Source organism: Nonlabens sp. MB-3u-79, assembly GCF_002831625.1.
Taxonomy (GTDB): Bacteria; Bacteroidota; Bacteroidia; order Flavobacteriales; family Flavobacteriaceae; genus Nonlabens.
The window spans coordinates 2591258-2605428 of record NZ_CP025116.1 but is presented as its reverse complement, the minus strand read 5'-3'; the positions used below and the strand labels follow the sequence as shown (position 1 = coordinate 2605428).

Below are 14171 nucleotides of genomic sequence, written 5' to 3'. Positions count from 1 at the left end.
CATGCTATAACTACGATTAATCAACTAATTAGCTATGAGCTATATACGGTGTTGCCCACAGTATTTTCTGCACTATTTTCTATCAAACAGTACGTAAGTTTTTCCGATTCGGTCGTGTAAAGACCTTTGCGTTTTTGTTTTGTCAGTCAGCAACACAATTATATCAACTACGATTATTATAAAACTCAAATTACTTATCCAACTTTGAATGGGATATTCAATTGCTAAACCTTGAGCAAATTCGAATATTTGAGTGTATTCCGCAAGATTTGGATTGTTAAATGCAAAATAATAAATCGGAACGAAAAGAATTGCTGGAAAAATTAGAATTATGCTTCTCAATAATGATTGTTTAAAATCAATTTGGTTGAAATTTTGGTCGGTCACTTTTAATTTTATAGCCATTTTTCCGAAAGTTGCTCCATATTTACTTTCCATAAAAGGTTTGTAAGAAATCGCAACAATTGCAATTATGAGGTAAATCAGAAAGCTTTTAAAATTCGCAATGTTAATAGCATTAATAAAAAGAGTAAATGCTCCGACTATAATTCCGTCGAGAATATATGCTCCAGCTCGGCTCCAAAATGTTGCATATTCGACCTGTTTTTCAGTTTGATTTTCTGCGTTTATTATTTCAGCCATTTTTTTTTTTTCATATTGTGGGCAACGGTGATGTATATGGCTCGTAGCGTGCAAAATAGCGATTACCTTTCGGTTAAGCTAAAGCCAATTTTTTAATTTTATTATTATCTTTTTTACTCAATAAGCCAAATTAAAAAATTTAGCGGACTTCCAAATATGCAATAACTTCGATTAAACAACTAATTAGCTATGAGCTATATACGGTGTTGGTTGCAGTTTTTTTTAGAGGTTATTATATATTTCTCTTACCTCAAATTCATTTAAACCTACATTATAAATTCTAACTTCATCGATAGCTCCTTTGAAGGTATCGCTTGGCAAGCTCAACCTTGAACCAATTAACAAAGGTTCTGTATTTGTGGTTATTTGACCATTCGTAATTTCTGACATTTCGAGTTCTCCATTTACATATAGTAACATTTCGGAATCTTTAAAAACACCAGTTATCAAATACCATTCATTTATTTGATAGCCTTGTTTCCGTGCTTGATTTAATATTTGCCCATTTTCGGTGGTTACTGAAAATACGATATCACCCGTTGCCGATAAAGAAATACCATAAGGCCTACGTCCTGTTCCATTAACAGAAGCACCTTTTCTAACAATATGTTGAGTTTTGATTTCTTCGGGCTTAATAAGAGCAGAGATTGTAAAATCATTTGATAAATTAAATATTGAATTGTGATTTATTTTTATGATGTCATCAATACCATCGAAGCTGAACGCACTGTTTAAAGAACCTCCAATGTCAGCAGTCAAAATAGCACCATCAACCAAACCATTGTTCTCAAGATTAATTTCGTTCAGAGAATTACCGTTAAAAGGATAATAAGCTACCAGATTTTCAGGATATAAATCAGTGGTTACAATATCATCATTGTCATTACAAGAGATAAGGGTTAAAAGTAGTAGTCCAAAAAGTAAATAAGAGCTTTTCATAATTGATTGGTGTATTTTTATAATTAAGGCTAAACAAACATTATACCAATTTTTCGCTATTTTTTAGGTTATGGTTAAATTGCAACCAACGTCTCGGCTATGGTTAGTACGGGAATTTAAAGTAATTAATTTCCGATTAAGCACTTAGCCAAATCTTTTTATTTTGTTTTATCTTTTTTGTTCTAAAGCCAAATCAAAAGATTTGGCGGACTTCGTTAAAAGCTCGAAACTTTGGGTCAAGCACAAAACCCGTATTAATTATAGCCATTGTTGTAGTGCGTTATTCTACGCAATGTTGTTCGTATATTTTCCGACAGCTTTTAATTCCGCAATTCCACTTTCTTTTTCAGCTAGCACTTTCAATTCACGACAAAATATATCAATCGAGTTAGGTTCTACTATCAATTCCATTGTGAGTTTGTCTTTCTCTTCTTTTCTGTATTCCGTTGCAACATTTTCTTCCATTGTGATTAGTAATCCACATTTTCCAGTCAAACCGATTTTATAAAATTCCATTTCGAAATAAGCGTAGCTGTCTTTTTCTCCACAAGAGTGAGTCACTTTGTCTTTTCCGAATGGAAATCCATTAAGGTCATTTACAAATCCAAGTAGAGAATCAGGTACTTCATAAACTTCTGTAATTCCAGAGTATCGTCCATTATTTGCCGAAACTTTTAATTCGAACATATGCTCATCTTTCCAGATGACTTCTAATTTTAAATATCTTTCGTTCATTTTTTCTCTAATGCACTACAACGGTTGTGTATATGGCTCGTAGCGTGCAAAATAGCGATTACTTTTCGGTTAAGCACGAGCCAATTTTTTAATTTTATTATTATCTTTTTTCTCAATAAGCCTAATTAAAAAATTTGGCGGACTTCCAAATATGCCTTCACTTTGATTAAACAACTAATTAGCTATGAGTTATATACGGTGTTGTGCTTTAGTGCTTTATTCACAGGTTTATTTCCTTAATTTCAAAATAGCACCTTTCGCACACTAATTTTATTTTAGCGAACTCCATAGATTCGTCATTCCAACCATCAGTTTTTATTCGTGTTTTTTCGCATTTTGAACACCAAGCTTGAAAATCATCTTCTTCGTCCAGTTCCATTCCTCGATAAGTCTCAAAAGCTTCTTCAAATCCGGTTTTTTGATTAGTATTCAAATGTTGGCAAATAAATGCTTTCCTTATTTTTCCGTGAACACTGCATTCAATTAATTCACTCTCAATTTTTCCGGCTTCTTCTTTTGTTATTTGTTCAGTTAGTAAAAAATACTTTTCTAAATGTTCAGAAATCACTCGATAAGTTCCAATTCCGCCAATTATTTCGAAAGCAATTGCTGTTAATTCCCAACCAGTATATTTACCTCCCTCAAAGTGCGATTTGGTCAGGTTTTCATAATTCTTTTTTTCTCCAAATTCTTTAATTTTTAAAGTCCGAAATTTTCTTGGTTCAACAGAGTCTTCATTCGCCCAAGCCCACATCCAGCTATTAATATTCAGCGAGAATGTTCCAACTGGAATATATTTGAAATAGATTTCTTTGTCATTACTATATAATCTTAATGTTTCGCTGGATTGATTATAAAACCAATTATCGTAATTATCCGTGTCAAATTTTGTCCGAAATTCAGGTTGACTTTCTTGAAGTTTATCAACCGCTTTTTGAGCATATTTTTCGTATTTCAATGGTCTAAATATCAATTCAGTTCGGTTTTTTTGGCATTAAGCACAACGGTGATGTATATGGCTCGTAGCGTGCAAAATAGCGATTACTTTTCGGTTGAGCACGAGCCAATTTTTTAATTTTATTATTACTTTTTTTTCTCAATAAGCCAAATTAAAAAATTTGGCGGACTTCTAAAAACGCCTTCACTTTGACTAAACAACTAATTAGCTATGAGCTATATACGGTGTTACCTACAGTTTTTTACACGTATTTAATTATTCTAAATATGAATAAAAATGTTCCGATTGTAATGAATAACCACCATAACTTTCGCATTTTGTTTTGCTCAATATTTTCGCTTTTTTTCAACCATATTCCTACTCCGATTAGAGCTACTGGTATTAACAATTTAAATATTACGCTTAACTCCATTAGTCCAAAATTATGTCTCCATATTTATCCATTTCCGTTCCGCATTTTCGACAAGTGTTTCCTCCGTAAAGTGCTTGTCTTTGTCCATTCGGTTTTCTAACAATCGGCTGTTTTTCATTGCACTTTGGACAATGTATTCGACTTAAATTAATTCCTAGATGAGCAAATTTGCTATCTTTTTTTATTAAAGAAAATAGAAACAGCAAAACAATTCCAATAATAATTCCAATTACTGTTGCATTCATAAAGTTTGGTTCAAATTGTAGGTAACGGTTAGTATATGAAAAGTAGGCGATTTTTAAGCACCGAAAATTTCGGATAAGCACGAACTTTGATACGAGCCATAAGCCTATATTTTATTACTGTTTCGCCTATTTTTTATATACATTGTTACCTGCTGGCTTTTTATAATTCTTCTGCTGTGCTCCAATTTCGCTCTGGAAAAACATTGGATTTAGAATTAATATGTATAGTTCCTGTTTTATGAGTACTATATGTTTTGCAGTCAGGCAAGTTTTTCTTTATACAACTGATAACAGCTTTTCTAGGGTGTTTTTTGCTTCCATTTGCGGAAACCCAAAATCGTTTAGGATTGAAATTACTAATCCAATTCGTACTTACATTTCTTCTACTTCCGTGATGCGGTAATTGGCAAAAATGTAAATCTTTAATATCATATCCATTACTCACTGCTGCTTCAAAAGCATCAACTCCAGCATCAGCTGTAAATAAGTACTTTCGATTACTGGAATCAATAAATTTTGTCAAGACTGATGTCAAATTCTCTGCGGAAGCATCATTTTTTTCATCAACTATATCGCAAGAATTTAATCCTTCTTGTACTTCATTAATATCGCTTTCAGGTTGAATGTTTGAACCTGAAGTTCTTAGATTGTCAATGTTTGTAAAATATCCAAGTTGCTCTAAATAAAATGTTTTTGACGGACCAACAAATTCAAATAAATTATGGTCTAGATTATTGTCTGAAAAGGCTTCTAATTTAGAAATTTTATATTGTGCTAGAATATCACTTAGGTCATCGGACTGTCGTAACGAGGCAAAAAGCTTTTTAACTCTTTGGTTCGAATACAAAAATGATTCATTTAAGCTTTTTATTTCAATTCTTTTTGCTTCTTCAATGTAGTCTGTTGGGTCATTGTAATAGAATCGAGCAATCTTATTTTTAAAATAATGAACTAAATCTACCAAGCCACCGATATGGTCGGAATGAGGATGGGTATTAATTATTAATATTGGACTATCGTCAGAGATATGTGGTTTTATATAGCTTTCATAATGCTCAATAATTGTTTTTGCGTCTTTTGGGTTACCACCATCAATTATTGTTACAAAGTCAGCGTTTTCTGCTTTTGTCCATATTATATTGCAATCTGCATTGCCAAGCGATAGCATATCGATACTAAAATCCATTTCCTTTATTTTTTTAAATATTGTTCGAATAAAATTTTTGCGTAATACTTTCCATATCTGTTAATTAGAAACTTACTCAAAACGATCGGTAAAATGAAAACACCTAAAAAGGCTAAATTAAGTTTGAACGCAAAAGGGTTTGGGAAAGTGTATTGAAATAGAAAGATATTTAATATTGAAATTAACGAAGCTAAAACGCAACCACCAATCAAATTTCTTACAAATCCATATTCTATATTGTGTTGAAGTAGCATTGAATTATCTCTAGTTACATTTCTAACTTGTGCCACAGCACTTGAAATAATTTTTCTAGCTTCTTCTTCATTTTCGTTTTCAGAATTTGAGTCAAGTAATTGAATATCAAAGTCAGTAGCTATTTTCTGAACTATTTGAGATTTAATTGATTTCGCCAAAGTGGTATCCGAATTAAGCAGAAAATTTGTAGTTGGCATATGTAGTTCTTCTTTGAAAAATATATTTTGAAATAATTCTTTTGAAATTAGTCTGTTGATTTGTACGAGAAAATAAATTATGGCAATCGAAAGCGTTATATCGCTAGCCCACTTATAACTTTCTAAAAAAGTCATAAACTCAATTATTTTTTCGCTGAAGCCAAAAAAATACAAACTGAGAATTGGAATTGAAGTCAAAATTGTCGGAAACAATCTAGCCTTTATATAATATTCGTTTATTTTCATTTATGTTCTTTTTGTTCAGCTTGCAGGTAACGTCGTCGGTTATGATTTCGTTGCATGAAAGTAAGCCAAAATCTTGATGCCACAAAAAGCAGCGCAGCTCTTTTACTTTATTTGTGGTCTGGTTTTTCTCCAGTCTACAGTTCAGTAAACACCTCAAAAGGGCTGCGGCTGTAGATCCAATCACTAACAGACATTGGCGAGCTCTTAATTTGCAATGAATTATAACCGTTGTTACCTACCGTAGCACCACGTTCCCATATTCCATAGCTAGTAAAAATTTGGAGTGTTGCGGTTCTAAGGTTCTCATATATTTTCATCCAGCGAGTTCTACTTTTCACCCTGTGAGTTCTAATGGAGCGCCCTGGTGATTGTTTTTTAACTACCTAGGTGTTTGTATGATCTGGAATTGTTTTGATCTCTCAGAGTTTTATACGCGCAGTTTACCGCAACACGGAGTGCATTGTTTGTATCATCTCAGTAATGGATCGGAGGGAGGCTCTATAATTTACTACAGAATTATATTCCGAGCATCTTTGTAGCGTTGGCCGTAGCTTAGGGTTTTTGTGCTATTGTAGGTAACGGTTCCGTATATGAAAAGTAGCGCTGAAAGTAAGCATTACCTTTTCTGATGATACACAAGCCGAATTTTTAAATTTACTAATTATTTTATTTTCGGGAATTTGTCAAATTTAAAAATTTGACGACTTTCCAAAAACACCCAAGCCTTTGTGTTAGCAATGACTCGAGCTATTTTTTATATACATTGTTGTGCAACGTTATTTTCTTCACAAGCTTTTCGTAGCTATAAGTTTTTTTTATTCTTCTTTTCTTTCCTGTTATATAACCCCTTACTTCATTCTTGTCAATTAAATATTCCAACCAATTTTCCGAACATGCTCCAATTGCATAATCTGAATCAGTTTCATTTGGGAGTTTTGAATATTTTCTTTTCGGTTGATATATAGAAATTATATAAATTTTATCTTTTTCAAATCCACTAATTTCTGCTCTACAATCCGCTCCATCGGTATTGAAAATTTCGATTGTTTTTCTTGTTTCAGTTCCACGTATTAATTCAAGTACTTCAATTTTGATAGATTCTCCAGTATCGTAAAAATCATCAAATTCGTTTTCCATAGTTTCAGCAAAATATTCTTCATAATCTGTAAACCTTTTACCATTTTTTGTGTGATAAATGTGCTCAATTATTCTGGCTTTGACTATAGTTTCTGAGGATGCAGAAGCTTTTAAAAAATTCCCCCCATATTCACAGTCGCAAGCAAAAATTATGCTTGAAAAAAGTAAACTAAATAACGTAAGGAAAAGGTTTTTCATAATGTTGCACAACGGTCTTGTGTATGATTAGTGGCGTGTTTTAAGCACCTAAATTAGTAAATACAAACCGAATAGAAAATCCGCTAGGATTTTTGTGAGTAGGCGAGGGCTAGCCATTAATTATACACGTTGTTGTAAAACGTTTTTATTTCAATTGCCACCATTTTTTTCGTTTAATCAACTTGTCAATCGAAAATGATTTAGTTATTCCGTTTGCCTTTTCATATTCCAATTGTTGATTTACTGGCTCGATAATATGTTGCCAACCTGCTGAAAAACTTGCTCTTATTTCACTTCCATTCGGTGTGTAATTTCTCTCGATTGGAATTTTTCCAATATTTTCAAACAATTCGGCAAAGTCTTTTTTATACATTTTTGGTAAATACCAAGTTACTTTTGACTCTTCTTTCCAATTCCCAAAACTTGCAACTAAAACATTACATTTTTTAAAATCAGAAACTGTTGGCTTACTTGTCTGATTTATTCTTGTAGTAACAATTAGATTGTAACCAAAACCTGTTTCAAAGTCAGATTCTAAAACGATTCCGCCACCATAATTTCCATTTTCCAATTTGAATGTTAAACAACTTCCTTTTTCAAATATTGGTTCTTTCTTGGAAATTCGCTTTCTGGCTTTTGGTTTTGCTTTCTCCGATTCTAATTTTATCAAAAATTTATCAAGAACAACTTTTCTTTTCTTTATGTCAGATTCGCTTGCATCAAGTTCTTTCCAAACTTTTAAATCAGATTCACTTTCGATTATTTCCCGAACTTTTTCCAAAATGTCATTTGGCAAGCTTTTAGTTTCCCAAAGAGCTAAAGCCAATGTAAACCAAAAGTCATTTGTTCCGTTTGGATTGTCGGAAATCAATTTGTTTTTGATTTCAGTTGGTTCTTTTCCGTCATTATACAAATCAAAAAAGTCAGCATAAATATCTGCTGAAGTATCATTACTTTTTATGGCTGTTCCCCAAGTTCCCAATTCAGTTCGTGGTTTTGTTCAAATGTTTTACAACTTGTTTGTATATGGTTTGTTGCGTGTTTTAAGCACCTAATTTAGCAAATACAAACCGAATAGAAAATCCGCGAGGATTTTCGTAAGTAGGCTAGAACTAGCAATAAATTATATACGGTGTTATGCTACGTTATTAATTCCGTTTCTTTTTATCTTTTCTGTCGCAATAAACATAAATTAAATCATCGACTGCATTATCTCCCAATTCTTTCGCTTTCTTTAAATCTTTACAAGCACTTTTCGTTTCTTTTTTACTCGGTTGTAAATTTCCGTTTCCAGTCAGAAGATTGATTTTCGCAGTTCCACGATTTGCAATAGATTCCACATAATTTGGTTTTAATTCAATTGCTTTTGAATAGTCAATTATTGATTGCTCAAAATTCCGCAACATATCGTTCGCCGTTCCACGAATGAAATATAATTCAGGGTCTTTTGCGTTTATGGTAAAATATCTGTCACAATTTTTAATTACTTCCTCAAACTTACCTTGAGAATAATTAATTCGAGCGAGCCAATAAAGTGATGCTTCCATCATTCCATTGTTATTGTTTTTTACAACGACATAATTAAAATCCTCTTTTGCTTTTTCTAAATTTCCAGCGTGCATTTGAGAAAGTCCTCTGTCTATAAAGGAAGCCATATCAGTGCTGTCCAACTTAATTGCTTCTGTAAAGTCAGATATTGCTAAATCATATTTTTTAATTCGGTCATATGATAGTCCACGATTTATGAAACAAGTTTTTCGAACAGTTTTTTCGTCCACCATTTCCATCAATTCCGTATAATTTGAAATTGCCTCTTGAAATTTTCCTGATTTAAAATTCGAGTTTCCAGAAGTATATAATTCCGTCGCTTTGTTCTGCGAAAAAGTTGTTGTGGAAACTAAAATTCCAATTAAAAGTATTAATGTTTGTTTCATTGGTCTAATGTAGCATAACGGTGATGTATATGGCTCGTAGCGTGCAAAATAGCGATTACCTTTCAGTTAAGCACAAGCCAATTTTTTAATTTTATTATTATCTTTTTTCTCAATAAGCCAAATTAAAAAATTTGGCGGACTTCCAAATATGCCATAACTTCGATTAAACAACTAATTAGCTATGAGCTATATACGGTGTTGTGTGTAGGTTTTTTTACTGTTTATTAATTCCGTTACTCGTTTTGCTTTTTCAATATCTGCATTGATCAGCCAAACTTTAAAATTCAGATTTTCCATATCAAGATTTAAGTTTGCTTTATCCTTAAATTTTCCACCTACAGCACCTCCAGTAAATAAATCCACAATTATACTTAAAGTAGTTATCAACCAATTCGTTCTTTCCACATTCAATTTCGCATTTTTAAGTTTTCCAAATGAGTAGATTCCGCTGTTTTTCGGTTCAGAAGCATCAACGATTTCGAATTCGTTTTCGTTCAGAATTATTTTCAATTCGGGCTTATTCCTCAATTCAACAGTTTCTGTCATTTTTGCGTTCTGTTTTTTTAACTTACACACAACGTTACGTATAAGAAACGTAGGGCAGGTGATAAGCACTATTGTTTCGGTTTATTACTTAGCTAAATATAAATATTTTGCTTTTATCTTTTCTTCTGTAAACGCTAAATTTTATATTTAGCGGACTTTGTAAATAGACACAGACCTTTCGGTTAAACCACAAACGCCCTATGTTTTTTATACATTGTTCTACACCGTTTTTCTTTGGTTTGTTTTATCTCAAATCTAAAAGTACAGAATCTTTAACTTTAATAAAAATCAGATTTTCATTGTGATATATTTTAGTTGTATCTCCAGTTACTTCCGTCTTTATGAATTCTGTTGGGACGTTATTTTTTTTCTTAGAATCAAGATATAAAGGAGCTTCTATGTATAAAGCACATCCAATTATTATAATCAAATTTGTTAAAATAAATCCACTAAGTGTTTTTGTCTTTTCTTTAAAAAAATAGATAGCTAAACTTATAATCGTCCAAATTAATCCAATTAATACTGTAAGTAATAAAATAAAATGATGAATTCCTGGTGCGTGAATATACGGATGACCAATAATCAAATAAACTATTCCCGCAATGCCGAAACCAATTCCGTAAAATATCAGTGCTCTTACAATTCCTATTTTCATCTATCCGCTAAAGGTTTCTGTTGGTAAATTCAGGCAAATAACTGCTGAAATCAAATGAATTCCGAAAATTAGATAAGTCCATTTAGTTTTTTTATGTGCTATAAATCCATAAATCGGAACTTGTAGAACAGCCACTATAATTGCTAAAATTCCGATCTGGTTATTTGTTATTGCTATTATCATTGAATATGGATAAACCACTTTAGCTGGCCAAAAAAATCCATGACCGCCACCCATAGAAAGCGCCACGAATGCTAAGATAAAAAAGGTTATTAATGATATGGCGAATATTTTTTTCAAATGGTGTAGAACGGTTGTGTATATGGCTCGTAGCGTGCAAAATAGCGATAACTTTTCGGTTAAGCTAAAGCCAATTTTTTAATTTTATTATTACTTTTTTTACTCAATAAGCCAAATTAAAAAATTTGGCGGACTTCCAAATATGCCATAACTTCGATTAAACAACTAATTAGCTATGAGCTATATACGTTGTTGTGAGCAGTTTTTATATCTCAGTTATTAATTTATCCAGTATTTCGAAATGATGCTTTTCAGTTCTCATTTCAATTTTTAATTTGTCATCACGATGATCAATCTTATATATCTCCCCAGATAAGAAAAGACTTTTCAGTATTCTGGTTAGTTTGGAAATTAGTTGTGGTTGGTTGTTTTTAGTTTCTAAGATATACTTATCGGTCAAATCCAACTCGAATAAAGACTTGTTTATGATTTTTCTCAAAAAGTCAATATTTGTTTTTTTTCTTATGGTAAATTCAGAATTATGAGTTCCTTTTCTTTCAGTTTCCCATTCAGCTAATACCAACAGGCTTTGAGATTTGGAAGAGAGAAATAAATTACCGCTAGTCGTATATGTTGCTTTCTTATACATCAAATTCCACTTTTTTGGTGAATATATTTTTCCAAAAATCAAATAAGACCAAGCGCTGTAATTACCTTTTACTTTCCCGTTTTTTGCTGCGATGTATTTTTCAAAATCAGCGCTAAAATCTTCATTTATTTTATAAAATGGTGAAGACTTTTCATCAGAAGTAGCGTTTGGTTTTATCTTCATATGTATTTGATCTAAAATTGCTCACAACTGTTCCGTATATGAAAAGTAGCGCTGAAAGTAGGCGATAACTTTTCGGATGATACGCAAGCCGAATTTTTAAATTTACTAATTATTTTATTTTTGGGAATTTGTCAAATTTAAAAATTTGGCGACTTTCCAAAAACGCCCAAACCATTTATTGAGCAACGACTTGCGCTATTTTTTATATACATTGTTGCCACACGTTTTTTATTCAGCGTGGTTTTTTTTTCTATTTCGAAAAATCAAAATACTTATAATCGTTCCTATCAAAAAACCAAAAAATAAAAACCTATCAAAATTTAGAATTTCATAATCTAAAGACATTTTAAAGTCATTAGTAATGTTGTATTCAGATAATTTTTGAACTTCAGTATTCAGTTGATAGATTCTGAATTGCCACAATACAACTCCGCTCGTAATTAATATTCCGCAGGCAATTAAACCTTTCTTAATAAATTCTAATTTGGTGATCTTTTCAATAATTAGATAGAGTAGTGGTAAAATTCCAATTGTCAGAGCGAAAATAATATGAGATTGAAATTGTCCGCTCATATTTCTGGAAACAACTTCCACGTTATTATTTGCTATTTGCGATAATGACAGTTCAAAGAAATAGTTTCGAATTACAAATCCAATCATCGTCATAATAATAACTAATCCTAAATATTTTAATATCGTTCGCATTGTGTTTTTCAAATGTGTGGCAACGGTCTTGTGTATGATTAGTGGCGTGTTGAAGCACCTAATTTAGTAAATACAAACCGAATAGAAAATCCGCTAGGATTTTTGTGAGTAGGCGAGGGCTAGCCATTAATTATACACGGTGTTACCTGCAGGTTTTTTTAATCCGCTGGCAAATATCCGCTTTCTAATTTCTTTATTAATTCAGTTGTTTTCTCAAACGCTTTTTTAGTCACATCAACTATTACAATTTCATTAATATCGGTTTCGGAATTAAAGGTCAGATTTAGACCGAACCAAATTCCATTTTCAAAATCTTCATCGGCAACAGTCATTATTACGTGTTCAGGTAAATAATGGTCGTCAATGTCAACATCTCGAAATCCAATTTCTTCGTCCGCCATATCGTGAATCAAATCAGCTTGTTTTCCAACTCCACAGATATAACCAACATTTCTGTCAATTGATTTTCGGATTATTTCGTCAAAATAATTCGTTTTTTTTTCGTCCGCAATTAAAATCAGACACCAATTGTCAGTCGGAAAATCCGAAATCCAGTTTTTTGCGGTATCAAATTCCACAAATTTTATTGTTCTGTCTGTTATGTTAGTTTCGATTTTTTTCAACTTGCAGGTAACGGTTGTGTATATGGCTCGTAGCGTGAAAAATAGTGATTACTTTTCAGTTAAGCACAAGCCAATTTTTTAATTTTATTATTATCTTTTTTCTCAATAAGCCAAATTAAAAAATTTGACGGACTTGCAAACACGCCTTAACTTCGATTAAGCAACTGAAAAGCTATGAGCTATATACGTTGTTGTGCAACGTATTATCCCACATTAATTGTTATTGGAAAACTTAATGTATTCTTATAAGCGTTTTTGTTTTCATCAACAAATTTAATTCGATTTTGAAATAACATAAGAGTATTCTTCAATTCGTTGTTCAGTTCTTCATAATCACTTTTAGCAATTATTTTAAAAATTTTGCCATCCTTTTCTATCGTTAAATATATTCTAACTTCATAATTCCCATTTGGTAAATTTTCAGTAATAGACCATTTCAAATTCTTGTTTATAAATTTGTTTATTTCATTTTTAATGCACAAATCATTTTCATATGGATTGTTCAAATCGGAACAATTTTCCGTTATCCAGCGAAATGTTTTCACGTCCAACTCCTCAACATCATTTTCATTTTTATTTTGTCCAAAAGACATTCCGAAAACTAATAGTATGATTATGGAAACGATTTTTTTCATATGTTGCACAACGGTTGTGTATATGGCTCGTAGCGTGCAAAATAGCGATTACTTTTCGGTTAAGCACAAGCCAATTTTTTAATTTTATTATTATCTTTTTTATCAATAAGCCAAATTAAAAAATTTGGCGGACTCGCAAGTATGCCTGAACTTTGATTAAACAACTAATTAGCTATGAGCTATATACGGTGTTGTGCTCTGGCTTTCTTCACAATACTTGTCAGTTTGGCCAATCGTATTCATTATCATTTTTAAAAGTTGTTCCGAACTCAAATTCATTTGCAACTCCAAATTCGATATTAATAGATAACCAATTTTCTTCATCAAAGTGAACATCACAAAAATCATAATTTTCCACTTCCCATTTGTTTGAAATATCAGCGAAAATATCAGATTTTAAAAATTCAGCGGTTTGGTTCATTATTTTTTTTCCATTATACGTCAGCGACTGATTTTGAACTCGAATATAAGTCAATCGATAGTTTTCGCTTTTTTCAAATGTCAAACGCAGTTTTGGTTTATTCCACTCAATTATCTCTTCCGTTTCGTTTTCTAATCCGTAATTCTCGTTTGAGATTTTATCAGGCGAACCCAATATTTCGATAACTTCGGATTTTGTCATTCCAAACTTAATATTATCAATTCCAATACGTGGTTTTAATTCCATCACGGTTTTTTTAAGCTTGAGCACAACGGTTGTGTATATGGCTCGTAGCGTGCAAAATAGCAATTACTTTTCGGTTAGGCACGAGCCAATTTTTTAATTTTATTATTATCTTTTTTCTCAATAAGCCAAATTAAAAAATTTGGCGGACTTGCAAATATGCCCAAACTTAGTTTAAGCAACTAAT

General features: G+C 31.9%; 19 protein-coding genes. All 19 read right to left on the bottom strand.

Annotated features, from left to right (window positions below; genetic code table 11):
- Positions 1-72 precede the first annotated feature (72 nt).
- On the bottom strand, positions 73-642 hold the full coding sequence (locus CW736_RS11565) for an RDD family protein (protein WP_101014198.1): 570 nt from the start codon (positions 640-642) through the stop codon (positions 73-75).
- Between the two features lie 222 nt (positions 643-864).
- On the bottom strand, positions 865-1581 hold the full coding sequence (locus CW736_RS11560; RefSeq protein WP_101014196.1) for a LamG domain-containing protein: 717 nt from the start codon (positions 1579-1581) through the stop codon (positions 865-867).
- 285 nt (positions 1582-1866) lie between these two features.
- On the bottom strand, positions 1867-2316 hold the full coding sequence (locus tag CW736_RS11555) for a hypothetical protein (RefSeq protein ID WP_101014194.1): 450 nt from the start codon (positions 2314-2316) through the stop codon (positions 1867-1869).
- 220 nt (positions 2317-2536) lie between these two features.
- Positions 2537-3274: a DUF6882 domain-containing protein gene (locus CW736_RS11550; protein ID WP_232735355.1), complete on the bottom strand. Its 738-nt coding sequence runs from the start codon at positions 3272-3274 to the stop codon at positions 2537-2539.
- A gap of 411 nt (positions 3275-3685) precedes the next feature.
- Positions 3686-3931, bottom strand: a complete 246-nt coding sequence (locus CW736_RS11545; RefSeq protein ID WP_101014189.1) for a hypothetical protein — start codon at positions 3929-3931, stop codon at positions 3686-3688.
- 160 nt (positions 3932-4091) lie between these two features.
- Entirely contained in the window at positions 4092-5117 is a 1026-nt protein-coding gene (locus CW736_RS11540; RefSeq protein ID WP_101014187.1) for an MBL fold metallo-hydrolase, read from the bottom strand.
- Positions 5118-5122: 5 nt separating this feature from the next.
- The gene (locus tag CW736_RS11535) at positions 5123-5815 is read right to left on the bottom strand and encodes a hypothetical protein (protein ID WP_101014184.1); all 693 of its coding nucleotides are present in this window, start codon (positions 5813-5815) and stop codon (positions 5123-5125) included.
- A gap of 134 nt (positions 5816-5949) precedes the next feature.
- Entirely contained in the window at positions 5950-6153 is a 204-nt protein-coding gene (locus CW736_RS11530) for a hypothetical protein (RefSeq protein ID WP_198519320.1), read from the bottom strand.
- Positions 6154-6562: 409 nt separating this feature from the next.
- Positions 6563-7150 (bottom strand): hypothetical protein, encoded by a 588-nt coding sequence (locus CW736_RS11525; protein WP_101014179.1) that lies wholly within the window; start codon positions 7148-7150, stop codon positions 6563-6565.
- A gap of 145 nt (positions 7151-7295) precedes the next feature.
- Positions 7296-8132, bottom strand: a complete 837-nt coding sequence (locus CW736_RS11520) for a hypothetical protein (RefSeq protein ID WP_101014177.1) — start codon at positions 8130-8132, stop codon at positions 7296-7298.
- A 166-nt stretch (positions 8133-8298) separates the two neighbouring features.
- Positions 8299-9084, bottom strand: a complete 786-nt coding sequence (locus tag CW736_RS11515; protein WP_101014174.1) for a tetratricopeptide repeat protein — start codon at positions 9082-9084, stop codon at positions 8299-8301.
- 186 nt (positions 9085-9270) lie between these two features.
- Positions 9271-9630 (bottom strand): hypothetical protein, encoded by a 360-nt coding sequence (locus CW736_RS14220; protein ID WP_198519319.1) that lies wholly within the window; start codon positions 9628-9630, stop codon positions 9271-9273.
- A 244-nt stretch (positions 9631-9874) separates the two neighbouring features.
- The gene (locus tag CW736_RS11505; protein ID WP_101014172.1) at positions 9875-10285 is read right to left on the bottom strand and encodes a hypothetical protein; all 411 of its coding nucleotides are present in this window, start codon (positions 10283-10285) and stop codon (positions 9875-9877) included.
- Positions 10286-10585: a hypothetical protein gene (locus tag CW736_RS11500; RefSeq protein WP_157810944.1), complete on the bottom strand. Its 300-nt coding sequence runs from the start codon at positions 10583-10585 to the stop codon at positions 10286-10288.
- Positions 10586-10790: 205 nt separating this feature from the next.
- Positions 10791-11357 (bottom strand): hypothetical protein, encoded by a 567-nt coding sequence (locus CW736_RS11495; RefSeq protein ID WP_101014167.1) that lies wholly within the window; start codon positions 11355-11357, stop codon positions 10791-10793.
- A 228-nt stretch (positions 11358-11585) separates the two neighbouring features.
- The gene (locus CW736_RS11490; RefSeq protein WP_101014165.1) at positions 11586-12062 is read right to left on the bottom strand and encodes a hypothetical protein; all 477 of its coding nucleotides are present in this window, start codon (positions 12060-12062) and stop codon (positions 11586-11588) included.
- A gap of 158 nt (positions 12063-12220) precedes the next feature.
- Positions 12221-12685, bottom strand: coding sequence for a hypothetical protein (locus CW736_RS11485; RefSeq protein WP_101014163.1), 465 nt, complete (start codon positions 12683-12685; stop codon positions 12221-12223).
- A gap of 203 nt (positions 12686-12888) precedes the next feature.
- Positions 12889-13320: a hypothetical protein gene (locus CW736_RS11480; protein WP_157810943.1), complete on the bottom strand. Its 432-nt coding sequence runs from the start codon at positions 13318-13320 to the stop codon at positions 12889-12891.
- Between the two features lie 220 nt (positions 13321-13540).
- Positions 13541-13987, bottom strand: coding sequence for a hypothetical protein (locus CW736_RS11475; RefSeq protein ID WP_157810942.1), 447 nt, complete (start codon positions 13985-13987; stop codon positions 13541-13543).
- Positions 13988-14171: the final 184 nt, after the last annotated feature.